We start from the raw sequence: 18,326 nt of genomic DNA on the forward strand, positions 1-18,326 counted from the left end.
TCGTTGTCGGCGCCCCGGCCTCGAGCAGGTTGTTCGGCAGTTGATTCAAGCCTTGCGTCAATGCCAGTAAACAACGCCGGGACGAAGAGCCCGCGCGACACTAGAGTGCACAAAAAATCATGAACAAGAATGACTCTACCCCGGCATCCATAGAAATAAGCACGATCCAGCCCATCCCGGCGGATCAGCGCCACGGTCGCTATCGCGACCTGTTCACTATCTGGTTCGGCTCCAACATCATGCTGTTGACCGTGGTGACCGGCGCGCTCGCCGTTACCATCTTCAACCTGCCGTTCATGGCGGCCATGCTGGCGCTGGTGATCGGCAACCTGGTTGGCGGCGTCTTCATGGCCCTGCACTCGGCGCAAGGCCCGCAGCTGGGCGTACCGCAAATGGTGCAGACGCGCGGCCAGTTCGGCTCCTACGGGTCGCTGCTGGTGGTCGCACTCGTGGTGATCATGTACCTCGGCTTCTTCGCCTCCAACCTGGTGCTCGGCGGGCAGTCCCTGCATAGCCGCTATCCGATGCTCAGTACCAACGAGGGCATCGTGCTGGTCGGCATCATTAGCGTGGTGGCGACGATCTTCGGCTACCGGCTGATCCACGCCTACACGCGCCTCATGACCTTCGTCTCGGGTGCCGTGCTGTTGCTCAGCTTCATCTGGGTCATCGGGGTGCATGGCCTGCCGGCCGACTTCATGCAGCGCAATGAATTCAACATCCCGGGCTTCCTCGGCGCGATCTCCGTTGCTGCGCTGTGGCAACTGGCGTATGCCCCCTATGTATCGGATTACTCGCGCTACATGCCGGCGGATACCGGTGCCCGCCCGGCGTTCTTCGCCAGCTACTGGGGTTGCTGCCTGGGTTCCTTCCTGCCCATGACGCTGGGTGTGGTCATCGGCCTGAGCTTCGATGGCGACGTGATCGAAGGGCTGACCGCCATGACCGGCAGCATCGCTTCGCTGGTGGTCGTGGTGTTCTCCCTGGGCATTGCCGCAACCAACTCGATGAACCTGTACTGCGGTACGCTTTCGGCGATCACCGTCGGCCAGACCCTGGTGCCGAAGTGGTCCGCTGGTGCGCTGTCGCGGGCGATCACTGCCCTGGCGTTGTTCTCCATCTCCTTGACCCTGGCGCTGCTTGGCCAGGATGACTTCATGGTCAACTACACCAACTTCATCCTGTTGCTGCTGTACGTGCTGGTGCCGTGGACCGCGATCAACCTGGTCGACTACTACCTGATCGCCCATGGCAACTATGATGTGCCGTCGTTCTTCCGCCGTGATGGTGGCATCTACGGGTACGTCAACTGGACAGCGGTTACCTGCTACGCCCTGGGTATCCTGGTGCAGATTCCGTTCATGTCGACCGAGCTGTACACCGGCGCGGTCGCCGCGGCCATGGACGGTGCCGATATTTCCTGGATCGTGGGCCTGGCCATCGTCTCCCCGGTCTATTACTTCGCCAGCCGGCGCCGCAGCTCCGCTCAGCTGCGGTCTGTAGAGAGAAGTGCATGATGTCTGATTTTGACTATGTGATCGTCGGGGCCGGCTCAGCGGGCTGTGTCCTGGCCAATCGCCTGAGTGCCAACCCGAACGTCGCCGTCTGCCTCATCGAGGCGGGCGGGGACGACCGCAGCCCGCGTATCCAGACGCCGGCCGGTACTATCACGTTGTACAAGAGCAAGACCTACAGCTGGAACTTCTTCTCCGCGCCGCAGAAGAACCTTGGCGGTCGCGAACTGCACACGCCCCGGGGCAAGGCCCTGGGCGGCTCCAGCTCGATGAACAGCATGATCTACATCCGTGGTCATGCCAGCGACTACGACCGCTGGGCCGAGGCGGGTTGCACCGGCTGGGGCTGGAACGATGTGCTGCCGTACTTCAAGAAGTCGGAGAACAATCGCCTCGGCCAGAACCCGCGTCTGCACGGTACGGCAGGCGAGCTGTTCGTCGACGTGCCGCGCGATCCCAACCCGGTCTCGCGGCTGTTCGTGAAGGCCGCCGAGCGCGTTGGCATCAAGCGCAACGATGATTTCAACGGCGACGAGCTGGAAGGCAGTGGCATCTACAACGTCACGCAGAAGGATGCGAAGCGCCTGTCGAGCTATCGCGCCTTCGTCGCGCCGGTGCTGAACCGGCCGAACCTGACGGTGATCACTCACTGCTCGGTGGAGTCGCTGCTGCTGGAGGGCGACGTTGCCAAGGGTGTGATGATTCGCACCGACGGCATGACCAAGGCGCTGAATGCGCGCCGTGAAGTCATCCTCTGCGCCGGTTCGCTGGGTTCGCCGCAACTGCTGCTGGCCTCGGGCATCGGTCCGAAGGCCGAGCTGGAAGCGGTGGGCGTGAAGGTTCGCCACGACCTGCCAGGTGTCGGCAAGAACCTGCAGGACCACCTCGATGGCCTGATCACCATCCGCTCGAAAAGCCCGCTGACGCTGGGCTTCTCGCTGGGCTCGCTGCCGAGCGTACTGCTGGCGCCGTTCCGCTACCTGTTCGGCAAGAAGGGCTGGCTGACCACCAACTATGTCGAGGCGGGCGGGTTCGCCAAGACGCCGTTGGCCACCACGCTGCCGGACGTGCAGTTCCACTTCGTGCCCGGCTACCGCAGCCACCGTGGCCGGCTGTTCGAGTGGGGCCATGGTTACGCGGTGCACACCTGCGTGCTGCGTCCCAAGAGCATCGGCGAGGTACGCCTCAAGCGTGGCGGCCAGTTGGAGATCGACTTCAACTTCCTCGCCGACTCGACCGATGGCGACGTGCTGGTCGAAGGCTTGAAGCTGGCGCGCAAGATTCTCGCCAGCAGCGAGTTCGATGGCATTCGCGGAACCGAAATGCTGCCGGGCAAGGCGGTGCAGACCGACGAGCAACTGCGCACCTATATCCGTGATTACGCGGCGACGGTGTTCCACCCGGTGGGCACCTGCAAGATGGGCGTCGACGACATGAGCGTGGTCGACCTCGAGCTGAAGGTCCGTGGCATCAAGGGCCTGCGGGTGGCCGATGCGTCGATCATGCCGACGCTGATCAGTGGTAACACCAATGCGCCGTGCATCATGATCGGCGAGAAGGTGGCGGATCTTATCCTGCGTGATGCCGGGGCTGCCCAGGCGGATGCGCGCAAGCTGGCTGATCCGGTTCGTTGATACGCTGTGGGGCTGTGGTTCTGGTCTTGTAATCGAGGCCAGGACGCGCAGCCATCGCCGGGCTTTCCTGTCCGTCGTTTCTTGCGGCACTACGTCCCATGACGACAAGCTATCTCGATGGGGGCTTTGGGGCTGGGAGTTCTGACTGATTGCCCAGTGGGCTCAGGCTTCTGGGTTTCGGCCACCCGGCCGACTCACTTTTTCCAAACACCGGATGGCCGGCCCCGGAAAGTAAGCAAAAACGCTCGCCCCTGCATTCGGCCCTGCGCTTCGCTTCGGGTTCGCTCACTCCATCGTCGCTCCGAGGGCACGCTGCGCCGGGCCATCCATGGCCCGGCGCAGCTCTCGCGGCATTCTGCCGCTCAACCCTCCCCACGCCGATTCCGTTCGCCCTGCTGAAGGGGCACCTGTGCGCGCCTGATAATTCTTTGCTGTTTGACTTGTTTAGACTTGGCGGGCTCTCAGGCGACAGAAGCCCGGGCCCACTGGGCAACCAGCCTGAGCACTCAGCTAAAAGCCCAACCCTCCATCCCGGAAGCCTTTGCACCAAGTCGGCACAAACGAAGTCTCTCGGCTTATTCCCTGGCCTGTGTAACCGGCACAGCGCCCCCTGATCTTTGCTAGCCGATAGTTCCAGCCCACGACACAGCTTTTACATAACCAAGCACTACAAAAAACCTCGTTTCGCTGGCCCGGATGATGTGAACAAAATGCCTCCACATCCAATGAACCTGTATGGGCTTTGAGTAATGATCAGAACGGGCGAACAGTACCGCGACTCCCGCCACGCCGACCGCGAGGTCTCCCTCCGCGTACGCTTCATGAACCGGGCTTGCGCAAGGAGCATGGCATGACATTCTCCGTCGTCGGACGCTGCCCCGAGACCGGTCAGCTCGGTATTGCCATCAGCTCTTCCAGCATCGCGGTCGGTGCACGTTGCCCGTGGGTGCGTGCCGGTGTGGGCGCGGTGTCGACCCAGAACATCACCCTGCCGGCCCTTGGCCCGCAGATCCTCGACCTGCTGGAGAAGGAGTCGCTCGATCCGGCGGCGGCCTTGCAGCGGGCGTTGAGCTCGAATGGTTGGAGCCAGTATCGCCAGGTGACGGTCATCGACGCCAATGGCCAGACTGCCTTCTTCAGCGGCAAGGAGTCGCTGGGTGTGCACAACGCCGTGGCGGGTGAGCAGTGCGTGGCAGCCGGCAACCTGCTGACCGATACCCAGGTCATCGACGCCATGGTGCAGGCCTTCGAGGCAGCTCCGGGCCTGTTGGCCGACCGTTTGCTGGCCGCCATGCACGCGGCGATGGCGGCGGGTGGCGAGGCTGGCCCCGTGCATTCGGCGGCGCTCAAGGTGTTCGGTGACCTGACCTGGCCTATCATCGACCTGCGCGTCGATTGGGCCGACGAAGACCCCATCGGTAAGCTGGACGGCCTGTGGCAGGCCTATCGCCCGCAGATGCAGGATTACCTGACCCGTGCCCTCGACCCCACTGCTGCGCCGAGCTACGGGGTTCCGGGCGATGAGTAAGGTGACCAGCCGCGCACTACTGGAGCGGCTGATCGGCTTCGCCACGGTCAGCCGGGATTCCAACCTGGAATTGATCCAGTTCATCCAGCACTACCTGAGCGGACTCGGGGTGGAGAGCAAACTCTTCCATAACGACGAAGGCACCAAGGCCAACCTGTTCGCCACCATCGGCCCTACTGATCGCGGTGGCGTCGTGCTGTCCGGGCATACGGACGTGGTGCCGGTGGACGGCCAGGCCTGGACCGTCGATCCCTTCCAGCTGACGGAGCAGGACGGGCGCCTGTACGGCCGGGGTACCGCCGACATGAAAGGTTTCATCGCCTCGGTGCTGGCGGCTGTGCCGCGTTTTCTCCAGCAGCCACTGAACATGCCGGTGCACCTGGCGTTCTCCTATGACGAGGAGGTGGGTTGCCTGGGGGTGCGTTCGATGCTCGCGGAGCTGGAAAAGCGCCCGCACAAACCGCGCCTGTGCCTGATCGGTGAACCCACTGAGCTCAAGCCGGTGCTGGGCCACAAGGGCAAGCTGGCCATGCGCTGCCAGGTGCAGGGTGCGGCCTGTCATTCGGCCTACGCGCCCTATGGCGTGAACGCCATCGAATACGCCGCGCAGCTCATTGGCCGATTGGGTGTGATCGGCGCCCGGCTGGCCCAGCCGGCGCTGCATGATCAGCGTTTCGACCCGCCGTTCTCGACGGTGCAGACGGGTGTCATCAAGGGCGGTCGCGCCCTCAACATCGTCCCGGCCGAGTGTGAGTTCGATTTCGAGGTGCGTGCCCTGCCTGGCTTCGATGCCCAGGTCGTGGCCGACGAATTGCAGACCTATGCCGAGGTCGAGCTGCTGCCGAAGATGCAGGCGGTGCAAACCGATACTGCAATTCGCCTGCGTCCGCTCAGCGCCTACCCCGGCCTGGCGACCGCGCCCGACAGCGAAGCCGCCCAGCTGGTGGCCCTGCTCAGCGGCTCGAGCGATTTCGGCACCGTGGCCTTCGGCACCGAGGGCGGGCTGTTCGACCAGGCCGGCATTCCCACCGTGGTCTGCGGGCCGGGCAGCATGGGCCAGGGGCACAAGCCCGACGAGTTCGTCTCCCTGGAGCAACTGGCTGGCTGCGATGCCATGCTCGCGCGCCTGGCCGACTACCTGGCAGAACCTCGCTGAGTTTTCCCATGCCCCGGCCAGCGTGGCCGGGGCATGAGCCTGCTACTGAGCTTTTTCATATCGTCGGAGCATATTTTTACTAATTTGCCTCCCGGCGAGAGTGACGCACCATCCCCCTCATCCGAAAAACAACAGGGCTGCGCAAACGGCCCACCTAGGAGTGCAGCGTGTTCGATCTTGGCTATTGGCAGCAACGAGCTTCTCGGCAAGTTTTCCCTGACAAGGCGCTGATCGGGGGCCGTAAAGTGGCTGCCGTTTCCGGCCAGACCTTCGACGCCATCAACCCTGCGACCAACCAGCTGCTGGCACGTGTGGCCGCTTGTGGCGAGGCCGATGTGAACCTGGCGGTGCACAGCGCCCGCCAGGCCTTCAACGAAGGCCCCTGGGCGCGCATGGCGCCGGTCGAGCGCAAGAAGGTCCTGCTGAAACTGTCCGAGCTGATGCTGGCGGACCGTGAGCAACTGGCACTGCTGGAATCGCTGAACATGGGCAAGCCGGTGATGGATGCCTACAACATCGACGTGCCTGGCGCCGCCCACGTGTTTGCCTGGTACGGCGAGGCGCTGGACAAGGTCTACGACCAGGTCGCTCCGACCGCCGCCAATGCACTGGCCACCATCACCCGTGAAGCCCTGGGTGTGGTCGCCGCCGTGGTGCCGTGGAACTTCCCCCTCGACATGGCCGCGTGGAAGCTGGCTCCGGCCCTGGCCGCCGGCAACAGCGTGGTCTTGAAGCCCGCCGAGCAGTCGCCGTTCAGCGCCTTGCGCCTGGCCGAGCTGGCGCTGGAAGCCGGCATTCCGGAAGGCGTGCTGAACGTGGTGCCGGGCCTGGGCGAGCATGCCGGCAAGGCCCTGGGCCTGCACCCGGATGTCGATTGCCTGGTGTTCACCGGCTCCACCCAGGTGGGCAAATACTTCATGCAGTACTCGGCGCAGTCGAACCTGAAACAGGTGTGGCTGGAGTGCGGCGGCAAGAGCCCGAACCTGATATTCGAGGACTGCCGCGACCTGGACCTGGCTGCCGAGAAGGCCGCCTTCGGCATCTTCTTCAACCAGGGCGAGGTGTGTTCGGCCAACTCGCGCCTGTTCGTGCAGCGTTCCATTCGCGATGAGTTCATCGAGCGCCTGGTGGCCAAGGCCCGCGACTGGATGCCGGGTGACCCGCTGAACCCGAACAGCCGCACCGGCGCCATCGTCGATGCCAATCAGGCTGACCGCATCATGGAGGCCGTGGCCCGGGCTCAGGTCGAGGGGGCGCAGTTGCTGACCGGTGGTCGGCGCATCACCATCAACGGTTCGGACAACTTCATCGAGCCGACCATTTTTGCCGATGTGCGCAGCGACATGACCCTGGCCCGTGAGGAAGTGTTCGGCCCGGTGCTGGCCATCAGCACCTTCGATACCGAGGAAGAGGCGATCCGCCTGGCCAACGACAGCATCTATGGCCTGGCGGCCTCGGTGTGGAGTGATGACCTCAATCGCGCCCACCGTGTTGCGCGGGCGCTGAAGGTCGGTACGGTGTCGGTGAATACCGTGGATGCCCTGGATGTCACGGTGCCGTTCGGCGGTGGCAAGCAGTCGGGCTTCGGTCGCGACCTGTCCCTGCATTCGTTCGACAAGTACACCCAACTGAAAACCACCTGGTTCCAGTTGCGCTGAAAAATGCGCGCCGCCGGGCCCTGAGCCGGCGGCGACCGCACTGCCTGCACCTAACGCCCGATGCGCCTGGCCGCCATCGGGCGTTTGTTCATTTCAGCCGCCACTGTCCGTCCACCCGGTGGGCCAAGCCGCGTTGACCGAGGGAATCCAGATAGCGCTGCATGCCTTTTTCGCCGCGCTTGCGAAACAGGCCGATGGCGCGTGGCAGCAGGTTGGGAAACAGCATGGCCAGCTTGGACAGCCAGGATTCACTGGCCTTGGGTGTGCGCTCCAGGCAGGGATGGTCGAGCATCAGCAGCACCTGGTCGGCAACGGCCTCGGGCGGTTGCGGCGGATCGATGAACTGCAGGGCGTTGCCACCGTCGATGGCCTCCTGTTGCAGCATCGGGGTTTCGGTGGCCGCCGGCAGGATCGATCCGACCTTGATGCCCTTGTCCGCCAGGTCCAGGCCGATGGAGAGCATGGCGCCGCGCAGGCCGAACTTCGACGCGCTGTAGATCGGCGACTCGGGCATGGGAAAGATGCCGCCCAGCGACACGGTGGTGATCACGCGGGCATCGGTTGAGCGCTTGAGCAGCGGAATCGCCAGGCGGGTCAGGACCAGGGGCGAGATCAGGTTGATGTTTAGCTCGCCGACGATGCTGTCCACCGAGCGCGTGTCGAACGGCTCGACGCGGGTGACCGCGGCATTGTTGATGAGAATGTCGAGGTGGCCGAACTCCACCTCGATAAAGGCCATCAGCCGGCCCAGTGCCTGCTGGTCGGTGAGGTCGGCGGCGAAGGGCGTGGCGCCCTCGCCGAGCTTGGCCGCTACTTGTTGCAAGCGCTCTGCCTGGATATCCACCATCACCACCCGCATGCCGCGTTGCAGCAGGCGTGCGCAGATCACCTGGCCGATGCCGCCGGCGGCGCCGGTTACCACTGCCACTTCGTTCATGAGCGACTCTCCGTGGGCAGGGTTATCAGACAGGCTGGGCTACTGGTGTGGCGCTCGGTTGGCGCAGGGCGGTGTAGTAGCCGTCATCCAGGTCGCCCCAGGCGAAGCGCTGGCGCAGTTTGCGCAGTTGCTCCTTGAGTGCGTGCACCTCCAGGTACACCTCGTGGCGCTGCGACTTGATGAAGTTGATGCCGCCGGTGAGGTCCGGGTCGTCGTGGGCGATCAGGTGCTCGAAGTCCCTGGCCCGTTGCGGGTTCTGCAACTGGTCACGCAGGTAGCAGGCGATGGCATGCGCTTCGTTGTCGAACAGCTTGTAGGCGCTGGAGTTGGTTTCCAGGTAGCCGATGCCGAACAGGTTGTGGTGCTGGCGGCTGAAGATCGACAGGTACAGCTGTGGGCGCCCACCTTTCCATTCGAAGTAATCGGCGGCGTATTTGCAGCTCCACTTGTAGCCGGTGGCGTAGATCACCAGATCGAGGGTTTCGCGGCGGCCATCCTTGAATACCACCTCGTTACCGTCGTAATGCGACACATCGGGACGCGCCTGGATGTCGCCGTGCTGGAGGTAGTGCAGCAGCTGGGTGTTCATCAGCGGGTGGCTTTCGAACAGCTTGTGGTCCGGCTTGGGCAGGCCGAAGCGTGTCACGTCGCCGTTGAGCACCCGCAGGATCAGGCTGAACAGTGGGCGTACCAGCCAGATCGGCAACTGCGGGCCTTTCTCGCTGACCTCGTCGGCAGGCAGGCCGAACAGGTGCTTGGGAATGAAGTGATACCCCCGGCGCAGGCTGATGAAGGCCTTGTCGGCGTGGGTCGCGGCGTCGCAGGCGATGTCCGCCCCGGAGTTGCCAGCCCCGACGATCATCACGCGTTTGCCCTTGAATTCGTCGGCCTTGCGAAAGGTGACCGAGTGGCGAATCTCGCCGGTGAACTGGCCTTCGATGGCTGGCATGTTCGGGTCCCAGTTGCAGCCAGTGGCACACACCACGGCGCGGTAGCAGCGTTGCTCGCCACCGGCGAGGGTCACCAGCCAGCGGCCGTCTTCGCGTTTGAATACCTGCTCGACGCCTGTGTTGAAGCGAATGGGCCCATAGAGGTCGAAGGCCTGGGCGAAGGCGCGCACGTATTCGAGGATCTGCCGGTTGCTTGGGTAGTCCGGGAAGTGTTTGGGCATCGGGAAGTCGAGAAACCCGGAGAGGTCACGCGAGGAGATGAAGTGCGCCGACTCGTACATCGGCGTGCCGGGGTTATCGAGGTCCCACACGCCGCCCACGTCGCTGTGGCGCTCGAACTGTTCGTAGCTCAGGCCCTGGCGCTTGAGGGCGCGGGCCATGCACAGGCCGCCGGGGCCGGCGCCGATGATGCAGACGCTGTCGCCGCAGTCGTGAAAGGTATTGTTATTGTCGCTCACGGCTTTCTCCGCCTGGCTGTTGTGATGGCTTCACGTTAGCGAGGTGCAGATGAGCCAGGCAGGGGCGAAATGGCCACGAAAGGGGGCCTGAATGGACAGTGCGGTGGTGTGGGCCGCATGCAGGAGAAACGCCGTGCGCACCGCTTGCCTTGGCGATGTTCCCGGCGCGCCTGGCGCACCCGGCGGGTCAGGCCGGGGGGATTTGCTGGCGAGCTTCGCGCGGTGCCACGCCGGTCCAGCGTTTGAACGCACGGCGGAAATTGCGCACATCACTGAAGCCGGTTTCGGTGGCCACATCGATCAGCCGGTTGTGCCGGTGACTGAGCAGGGCCAGGGCCTTTGCCCGGCGCAGTGAGTCGATGATGCCGTGGTAGGACAATCCGGCCTCGCCGATGCGTCGGCGCAGGGTGCGCTCGCCAAGGTTGAGCTGGTGCGCCAGCTCGGCCAGTGCCGGTGGGTTGCACAGGTTGTTGCGCACTTCGCGCTGAATGGTTTCGATCAGGTCGGGCAGGGTGTGTTCTTCCCAGCGCGCACTGTCCAGCAGGCAGGCGATTTCCGCCGCGGCGTATTCGTCACGGGTCGCCAGTGGCTGCTCCAGCCAGGCGGTGTCGAAACTCAGGCAGTTGCGCCCGGCGGCGAACTCCACCGGGCAGTTGAAGATCGCGGCGTAGCGTTGCCAGTGCGGCGGGCGCGGGTATTCCAGTTCGACCCGGTGCGGGGTGAAGTCGCTGCCGCTGAGGTGACGGACGATGCCGACGGCACTGGAGAACGCCTCTTCCACATAGAACACCGAGACCTGCGGCTCATAGAAGCGTGGCGTGGCGATGGTGCCGCTGTGACGCGCGCCGATTTCCAGTTCGTAGTCGAGCAAGGCACCGGTATGGCGCTGGTAGCGCAGGGCCAGTTCCAGCGCGTGGCCGAGCGTGGGGCTGGCCAGCATGCCCATGCCCACCAGGCCCCAGGACACGGCGGTCTGCTTGCTGCCAACCGCCAGGCCCAGGCCCGTGTCGCCCAGCGTTTGCAAAGCACGACGTACCAGCAGGTGGCTCTGGCGGAACGACAGGCGATAGTCCGGCTTCTTCAGGTCATCGGGTTCGAAGCCCAGGCCCCGGCAGAGCATGGCCGGGTCGCGGCCGAGGCTGGCGACATGCAGCAGCACCGAGCGGGAGATCTGCGGTGGGGCTGAGGCTTCCGAATAACGCGGATCGGCAATGGGTTTCATGGGCACGCTCCTGGCAGGAGGTCGTAGGGGGCGTCATGCGCCTTATTGGAACCTGTCCACGGTCTTCTGACTGTCGGCCATACGGCGTTAAAAATGACCTCAAAATGCTCATTTACGCTATGTAAACTGCGCTTTTCCGGTAACTTTTGCCTTGTCTGGCCCTAATTCAAAAGACCGTAAACAGGTTCTTATTGTTTTCGAGCGCAGCACCTGCTCCGCTCGTGGTCGGTGTCTCTGTCAGTAAGCGCCCAGCTCCGCGGCCGCCTGACCGGCTGCATGGCTGGCAGCGGCACGGGCTTCGTCCTTGAGCAGGCGCCGGTTGGCGATCAGGTTCACCCACCAGGGTACCTGCTTCACCTTGCCACCACCGAGGCGTGCGAGCACATAGGCCATGGCGCATTTCTCGAACAGCTCGGCGTTGAACAGCATGCGATTGCGCGTCACCCCCACCGCCAGCAGGCGTCCGTCGACCAGACCGGCATTGCCGCCAGCGGCCAGTAACGCCGGCAAACGGGCTGCCGTGGACGGCGCCCAGGAGCGGCCGATGTGCCGCGCCTGCTCGTCGAATACCGAGGGCATGGCCTCGTTCAGCCCGCCCAGTTGCAGGCTCCAGCGTGGGCTCAGGTTGGCCACCGCGCCGACATCGCCGCGCAGGCGGTAGACCTCGGCATGCAGGGCGGCCAGCCCTTCGCCAGGGTTGTCGAGTGCGACCTCGCGGACCTGTCCTCCGTGCTCCAGCAACCACAGGCGAGCGCTACCCGGTTGCAGCAGCGAAAGGGCATCGCCGGCGCCATTGAGGAAGTGTTTGTCCCGCAGCCGCGAGGCGGCCTGAATAAGAGCGTCGCGCATGATTCAGACCGCCAGCTTGAAGACATCTTCGAAGCGGTTCAGGGCTTCGTCGACGAGTTCGTCGGTGTCCATGGCGCTGGTGTACAGCCGGCTGCCGGCCAGGGTCACCAGCCCGTGGGCCATGTAGGCGGCGCCCATCTCTTCCATCATGTGCTTGCGTGGGTTGACCTCGCGCAGCAACTGGATCGGGTTGCGCACGTTGAGCAGCAGCACGCCCGAGGTCTGCAGGTGCACCACCGAGCCCTGGTTGTAGACCACGTAGGGCAGGCCAAGGCGTTCGACGATGCCGCTCAGCCCTGCGGTCAGGCGGTCGCCGGCGCGGCCCGCGAGTGCCGGGGCGTTGCGCTTGGCCATTTCCAGCAGGCTGTAGTAACCGGCCACGCAGGACAGTGGGTTGGCCGTCAGGGTGCCGCCAACGAACGCGCGCTTGCTCTGCTTGCCGCCAATGCCGCCGGCCAGCAGCATCATCACCTCGCGGCGCCCGCCGATACCGCCGGCCATGGGGTAACCGCCGGTGATGCATTTGCCGAAGATGGTCAGGTCCGGCATCACGCCGAAGTAGCCCTGGGCACCGCTCATGCCGGAGCGGAAGCCACTGACCACCTCATCGAAAATCAGCAGGGCGCCGAACTCGTCGCAGAGCTTGCGCAGGTTGGCGTTGAAGTCCTTGTGCGCCGGGCGGGTGCCGCTTTCCGGGCCGAGCGGCTCGACCATGATCGCCGCGGTGCCGCCGCGCAGGCGGTTGAGTTGCAGGCGTCGACGAATCGCCGCGAGGTCGTTGGGAAAGCTTTCCTGGGTGTGGCTGGTGGCGCCCCGCGGAATGCCCACCGCCTCGCGCCGGCCGGTACCGGGAATGCGCATGCCGTAGACCAGTTGGTCGCTCCAGCCGTGGTAGGCGCCGCCGATCTTGATCACCCATTTCCTGCCGGTGTAGGCGCGGGCCAGGCGGATGGCACCCATGACCGACTCGGTGCCGGAGGCCAGCATGCGGAACATCTCCACCGACGGCACATAGCGGCACACCAGCTCGGCGAGCTTGACCTCGTACTCGTGCAGCAGGCCGGTGACCGGGCCGCACTCACGCAGCACCTGCATGACCTTTTCCTGCACCACCGGGTCGTTGCTGCCCAGCAGGGTCGGGCCGCCAGCCTGGAGGAAGTCGATGTAGCGATTGCCGTCGATGTCTTCCAGGTGCGCGCCAATGGCGCTTTTCATGGCCAGGGGGAAGGGGTAGTTGAAGGCCAGGTTGTGCTGCACGCCGCCGGGAATCACGCTGGCGGCCTGCTCGGAGAGGCGTTTGGAAGCCTGGCAACGTTGCTCGAAATAACCGAGCACCTTGTCCATGTGCTCGCGACGAATCGGGCGGATCGGTTGTTTGATCAGCGTCTTGAGGCGGGCATCGATGACGTCCGTGTCCGGCCAGTGGGAGATGCCGGAGGTGGTGACGTCGGAGGTGGAAGCGTTCATGCGGGCTCTCTTCTTCTTAGGCGGTCAGGGCGTTCAGGGCCTGCTGGTGCAGGGGGTTGTGCGGTTGTGCGGCCAGGGCCTGGCGGAACCAGGCGATGGCTTCCTGCTCGAGCAGGCGTACCACGTGGCAGGCGTCTTCCAGGGTGGCGCCGAGGCATACGGCGCCGTGGTTGCGCATCAGGTAGGCGTTGAGGCGGGCCTGCACGCGCTTGCCCACATTGGCGGTCAGCCATCGGGTGCCCGAGGGCGCATAGGCGCACATCGGCACCTCGCCACCGATGGCCTGGCGGGCGGCCGGGCTGGTGACCGGCAGGGGCCGGTCGAGCAGGGTGAAGGCGCTCGCCACGGGCTGGTGGGTGTGCACGCTGGCGTTGCAGTCAGGTCGGGTTTTCAGCACCCGAGCATGCAGGCCGCTTTCCACCGAGGGCTTGCCGTTGCCGGTCAGTTGCTCAAGGGTGTCCAGGCGCAGGATGCAGATGTCCTCGGGCGTCATGGCGTAGTAATCGCTGGCGGAGGGGGTCACGGCAAAATGCCGGGCATCGATGCGCAGGGCCAGGTTGCCGCCGACGCCGGCCAGGAAACCCTGGTCGGCCAGGGCCACGGCGGTGCGCACCACGGCCTCGCAGGCCTGGCGTTCGAGAGGACTCATGAGCGGGCTCCATGCAGGTTGGCGTAGAAGGGCGCCAGCGCCTTGTGCGCGGCGCGGAAGGTGGCGTAGCTGGCGTCGTAGCAGGCTTCGGTGTCGGCGCCGGGCTCGAACGAGCGGCGGATGACCACCTTCTGCGGAATGTCGCGAAACTCCATGGCACCGATACCCACACCGGCGATGAAGGCGGCGCCACGGACGTTGGCCTGGATCGGCTGTTCGGGCTGGTGAACGGTCAGGCGCAGGACATCGGCGAAGATGCGGCACCACACATCCGACTGGCCGCCGCCGCCGACCAGGACGATTTCCCGGGCCGGTGTGCCGAGGTAGCGCTGTACCGACTCCAGCATCCAGCGGGTGTTCAGCGCCACACCTTCGAGGAAGGCCCGCACCATGTCTTCGCGGGCATGATCCAGCGACAGGTTGAGCAGGCCGGCGCGCAGATTGGCGTCGTCCACCGGGCTGCGTTCGCCCATCAGCCAGGGCAGATAGAGCAGTCCGCGCGCGCCGGCCGGCACGCTGGCGGCAACCTCGTCGAGGATGCGGTAGACGTCCGGCCGCGCTTCGTCCTGCAGCAGGGCATCGCGGGCGAACAGCAGGCGGTCGCGCAGGAAGCTGAGGTTGGCGCCAGCGGCGGACTGCATGGCCATCATCAGGTAACGGTCGGACAGTGCGCAGGGTAGGGCGGCAATCTGCCGGCGTACGTCGGTCTTCTTGTGCTGCACGTGGGCGCCGACCCATGACGAGGTGCCGACGTACAGGTGCAGGGCATGGTCGGCCACCGCGCCGGAGCCCAGCGCGGCAGCGCTGGTGTCCACCGAGCCGGCGACCACCGGAATGTCCGGCGGCAGGCCGAGTTGCTCGGCGACTGCCGGGCGCAGGGTGCCGATCACGTCGCTGCAACGCACCAGTTCGGGCAACTGCGCCTGCTCCAGCCCGGCCAGGCCGAGCAGGCCCGCGTCGTACGTGATAGCCGCCGGGTTGCGGTTGTCGGTGACCCAGGTGGTCAGCGCCGAATCGACTGTGGAGACGACGCGCCCGGTCAGGCGCAGGTTCATGAAGTCGAGGACGTTGAGAAATTTGTCAGTGCGGGCGTAGACCTCGGGCATCGTCTCGCGGATGAAGGCGATATGGCCGAACGGGTCCTTGCCGGACAGCGCCGGTGCACCGCCGGTCAGGCGCAGCCAGCGCCACAGTTTGAGCGGGTCGTAGCCGGCCACACGGGGCAGCCGGCCACCGACCTGGCGGCGTACGGCGTGCTGGCCGCGCATGTCCATCCACAGCAGGGCGCGGGTCAGGGGCGTGCCGTCACGGTCCACCGCGAGGGTGCCTTCGCCCTGGCAGGAGCAGGCAATCGCCGCGATATCACTGCGCGGCAGGCCGCTGCTGTGCAGCACATCGGCGGCGCTGTCGAGAAACGCCTGCCACCAGTCCTCCGGGCATTGCTCGGCACCGGCGCCGGGCAGTACCTGGGTGGGTACGGCGCGGAACGCGAAAGCATGCACCCGGCCATCGAGCCCGACCAGGGCGCTCTTGCAGCCCGAGGTGCCGAGGTCGACGGCCAATACCAGGCGCTCGCCATGACTCATTGTTGTTGTCTCGTTGTCATCGGGTACTTCCCATTATTTCCCGGTTGCGCTAAAACATAAGCATTGCTCATGTTTTCGAGGATGCTGTGGTCAATAAAACTTTGTCAAGTGCTCCACCGAAGCCGCGCAAACCCAGGGAACCGAAACAGGAGCGTAGCCAGGCACGCTTCGAGGCGATCCTGCGGGTGGCGCTGGAACTGATTGCCGCGCGGGGATACGAGGCGGTGTCGATGCGCGAAATCGCCCGGGAAGCCGAGCTGCCGATCGCCTCGCTGTACCTGTATTTCCCGACCAAGCTGGCCATCGTCCAGGAGGTCTGGCAGCGCTACACCAGCAGCGTGAGCGAGCGCCTGGAAGCCGATCTGCAGCGGATCGTCGACCCCACCAACAGCGCCGATGCCGGCCTGCTGATCGAACGCCTGATCGACCTGATGGTGGAGATCCAGGTCAGCCATCCGGGCTTCGTCGAGGTCTGGGGATGCGTGGCCGCCGCGCCGGAGCTGCGTGAGCTGAACCGTGCCGACACCCTGGCCACGGCGGCCTTGGTGGCCACGGCGATTCGCAGTGGCCACCCGACGGTGGATGCGGAGCAGGCCGAGGGTCTGGCGCTGGTGTTGTGCGAGGGAGGGAGTTCGGTGACCAAGCTGGCCCTGAGCCTGCCGCCAGAGGAGCGCCAGCGCCGTGTGGCGCAGCTCAAACGCACCCTGCAGTTCATTTATGCCAGCAGCCTGGAGGCGTTTTCCCGCCAGGCGCGCTGAGTGCGCCTAACGGCTTTTACGATTTGTTACACGGACCCTTACGGCGTCGTTTTTTGGCCGTATTGGCCCCATGGAGGTTTGCCCAAGTCAGCTAGTTTCGTTCCATCACTGCTAGGGAGATGCAGCATGTCGCATAACAAAAACAAAATCGCGCTGGCAATCGGAATCGGGCTTTGCAGCATGCACAGCCAGGCGTTCGAGATCGATACCGGACCGCATGTCACCACATCGCTGGAGAGTGTCGCCGAGTTCACCTCGGTGTACCGAACCGCTTCGCCCGAACGCATCACGCGGGGTGGCGAGAACGTGTTCATCAACAACAACGATGGCAGCGAGTACTACGACAAGGGGTTCGTTTCCAACGAATTCAAACTGACCTCCGAGCTGCATGTGCGCACCGAAGAGGACGGCCTGTTCATCCGTGGCACGGCCTGGTACGACACGCAGATCATGGACCACAACCCCACGGGGGACGGGTTCGACACGCACAACACCGACAGCGACCGGCGCTATCCGTCGGACCTCAAGGACCGCGCCGGGCATCGCGCGCGCCTGCTCGATGCCTACCTCTACACCAACCGTTACCTGGGCGAGATGCCGGTCAGCCTGCGTCTGGGCCGCCAGGTGATCAACTGGGGCGAGGGCATTTTCTATGCCGACGGCCTCAACGTGATCAACCCGGTGGATATCGGCCGGGTGGTATTGCCCAACGCCAGTTTCAAGGACGCGCTGCTGCCGACCAATATGATCTCGGCGCAACTCGGCCTGACCCAGTCGCTCAATGTCGAGGCCTTCTACGGCCTGGAGTGGAAGGGCCACGAGCTGCAGCCTACGGGCGCATTCCTCAACAACCAGGATTACTTCGGCCGTGGCAGCAACGGCGTGCTGGTTGACCTGCGTAATGTCGCCGATGGCCTCGGCCTGCCTGCCGAGCTGCTACCAGGGCTCAATGGTGTCGACGGCATCGTGGCCGGTGCGCGCTACGGCCGCCATCACGATGCCCGTGACGACGGCCAGTTCGGTATGGCGCTGCGTTACCTGGTCGAGGACTGGAACAACACCGAATTCAGCCTCTACTACCTCAACTACCACAGCAAGGTGCCGTTCCTGCGTGTGCAGAAAGGTAAGTACGGCGCCTGTTCCGGTGGTGGCACGGGGGGACGCTATGCCGATATCTGCGGCCTGGCGCAACTGTTGGGTGATCCGGATCTGACGGCACTGAGTGACGGCCTGGCTCTGCTCGACAGCACCTACTACGACTTCGTCTACCCCGAAGACATTCGCCTGTTTGGCCTGAGCGTGTCCGGCACCATCGGCAACACCAGCGTGGCTGGCGAGCTGACCTATCGGCCCAATGCGCCGTTGGAACCGGCCATGACCTATGAGCTGGAAACCATGGCCCAGTCGGCACTCGAAGCAGGCGGCGGCAGTGGGGCGCCCATCGATCTGGGCGTGTTCGGTGACGCCTCGGCGCTGGATGGCCGCCGCAGTATCGATCTGTACAAGCGTCACGAGCTGTACACCGGTTCGGTCTCGACCATCCATACCTTTGGCCCGACGCTCGGCATGGATGACCTGATCCTGCTGGGTGAGGCCGCGTTCAACTACATCCCGGGCAGTCTGCTGGATACCCCCAACTACGCCTACCTGGACCCTTTCGCCTGGGGGTACACGGTCAACTTTTCCGGGGTGATCAAGGATGTGGTGCCCAACTTCGACCTGCTTCCAGGACTGACTTTCCGCCAGGACGTATCGGGCACGTCACCGGCGCTTAACGAGAATTTCGTCGAGGGGCGCAAGTCGGCAACCGTGGAACTGGGTGCCAAGTACGGCCAGCAACTGGCCGGCAAGCTGGCCTACACGGCGTTCTGGGGCGCGCGTAAGGACAACTCGTTGATCGACCGTGACCACCTTGCATTCAACGTTTCGTATTCCTTCTGACGGCAGGAACAACAATGAC

The 18,326-nt window shown here is 64.6% G+C and carries 14 protein-coding genes; 7 read left to right on the forward strand and 7 right to left on the reverse strand.

Features of this window, described 5'->3' with window-relative positions; translation table 11 throughout:
- Nucleotides 1-119 precede the first annotated feature (119 nt).
- The 5 genes from ACWPW0_RS03160 to ACWPW0_RS03180 all read left to right on the forward strand — a co-directional run bounded on the left by ACWPW0_RS03160 (nt 120) and on the right by ACWPW0_RS03180 (nt 7,490).
- Complete coding sequence (locus tag ACWPW0_RS03160; RefSeq protein WP_454254394.1) at nt 120-1,517, forward strand: purine-cytosine permease family protein; 1,398 nt, start codon at nt 120-122, stop codon at nt 1,515-1,517.
- The gene (locus ACWPW0_RS03165; RefSeq protein ID WP_454254395.1) at nt 1,514-3,148 is read left to right on the forward strand and encodes a GMC family oxidoreductase; all 1,635 of its coding nucleotides are present in this window, start codon (nt 1,514-1,516) and stop codon (nt 3,146-3,148) included. Before ACWPW0_RS03160 ends, ACWPW0_RS03165 begins: the two co-directional genes overlap by 4 nt.
- Nucleotides 3,149-3,998: 850 nt before the next feature.
- Nucleotides 3,999-4,676 (forward strand): DUF1028 domain-containing protein, encoded by a 678-nt coding sequence (locus ACWPW0_RS03170; RefSeq protein ID WP_447588924.1) that lies wholly within the window; start codon nt 3,999-4,001, stop codon nt 4,674-4,676.
- Entirely contained in the window at nt 4,669-5,832 is a 1,164-nt protein-coding gene (argE, locus tag ACWPW0_RS03175; protein WP_454254396.1) for an acetylornithine deacetylase, read from the forward strand. Before ACWPW0_RS03170 ends, argE begins: the two co-directional genes overlap by 8 nt.
- 167 nt (nt 5,833-5,999) lie before the next feature.
- Nucleotides 6,000-7,490 carry an aldehyde dehydrogenase gene (locus tag ACWPW0_RS03180; protein ID WP_454254397.1) on the forward strand — a complete coding sequence of 497 codons (1,491 nt, stop codon included), beginning with the start codon at nt 6,000-6,002 and terminating at the stop codon, nt 7,488-7,490.
- An 88-nt stretch (nt 7,491-7,578) separates the two neighbouring features.
- Here the strand turns inward: ACWPW0_RS03180 and ACWPW0_RS03185 are convergent, their stop codons facing one another.
- The 7 genes from ACWPW0_RS03185 to ACWPW0_RS03215 form a co-directional block, all read right to left on the reverse strand.
- Complete coding sequence (locus ACWPW0_RS03185; RefSeq protein WP_454254398.1) at nt 7,579-8,427, reverse strand: SDR family NAD(P)-dependent oxidoreductase; 849 nt, start codon at nt 8,425-8,427, stop codon at nt 7,579-7,581.
- 25 nt (nt 8,428-8,452) lie between these two features.
- Nucleotides 8,453-9,835 (reverse strand): flavin-containing monooxygenase, encoded by a 1,383-nt coding sequence (locus ACWPW0_RS03190; protein ID WP_454254399.1) that lies wholly within the window; start codon nt 9,833-9,835, stop codon nt 8,453-8,455.
- Between the two features lie 187 nt (nt 9,836-10,022).
- On the reverse strand, nt 10,023-11,057 hold the full coding sequence (locus tag ACWPW0_RS03195; RefSeq protein ID WP_447588933.1) for an AraC family transcriptional regulator: 1,035 nt from the start codon (nt 11,055-11,057) through the stop codon (nt 10,023-10,025).
- Nucleotides 11,058-11,294: 237 nt separating this feature from the next.
- The gene (locus ACWPW0_RS03200; protein ID WP_454254400.1) at nt 11,295-11,906 is read right to left on the reverse strand and encodes a hypothetical protein; all 612 of its coding nucleotides are present in this window, start codon (nt 11,904-11,906) and stop codon (nt 11,295-11,297) included.
- 3 nt (nt 11,907-11,909) lie between these two features.
- Entirely contained in the window at nt 11,910-13,373 is a 1,464-nt protein-coding gene (locus tag ACWPW0_RS03205; RefSeq protein WP_447588936.1) for an aspartate aminotransferase family protein, read from the reverse strand.
- Between the two features lie 16 nt (nt 13,374-13,389).
- Nucleotides 13,390-14,022 carry a class II aldolase/adducin family protein gene (locus ACWPW0_RS03210; RefSeq protein ID WP_454254401.1) on the reverse strand — a complete coding sequence of 211 codons (633 nt, stop codon included), beginning with the start codon at nt 14,020-14,022 and terminating at the stop codon, nt 13,390-13,392.
- Nucleotides 14,019-15,608: a xylulokinase gene (locus tag ACWPW0_RS03215; RefSeq protein ID WP_454254402.1), complete on the reverse strand. Its 1,590-nt coding sequence runs from the start codon at nt 15,606-15,608 to the stop codon at nt 14,019-14,021. The genes ACWPW0_RS03210 and ACWPW0_RS03215 overlap by 4 nt, the downstream gene beginning before the upstream one ends.
- Before the next feature lie 86 nt (nt 15,609-15,694).
- Between ACWPW0_RS03215 and ACWPW0_RS03220 the strand changes: the two genes are divergently transcribed.
- Together ACWPW0_RS03220 and ACWPW0_RS03225 are read left to right on the forward strand one after the other, a co-directional pair.
- A complete protein-coding gene (locus ACWPW0_RS03220) occupies nt 15,695-16,366 on the forward strand; it encodes a TetR/AcrR family transcriptional regulator (protein WP_447588941.1) in 672 nt (223 codons plus the stop codon).
- 126 nt (nt 16,367-16,492) lie between these two features.
- Nucleotides 16,493-18,307, forward strand: a complete 1,815-nt coding sequence (locus ACWPW0_RS03225; protein WP_454254403.1) for a DUF1302 domain-containing protein — start codon at nt 16,493-16,495, stop codon at nt 18,305-18,307.
- The last annotated feature ends 19 nt before the right edge of the window (nt 18,308-18,326 follow it).

The sequence above is a fragment of the Pseudomonas sp. Marseille-Q8238 genome (assembly GCF_965111915.1).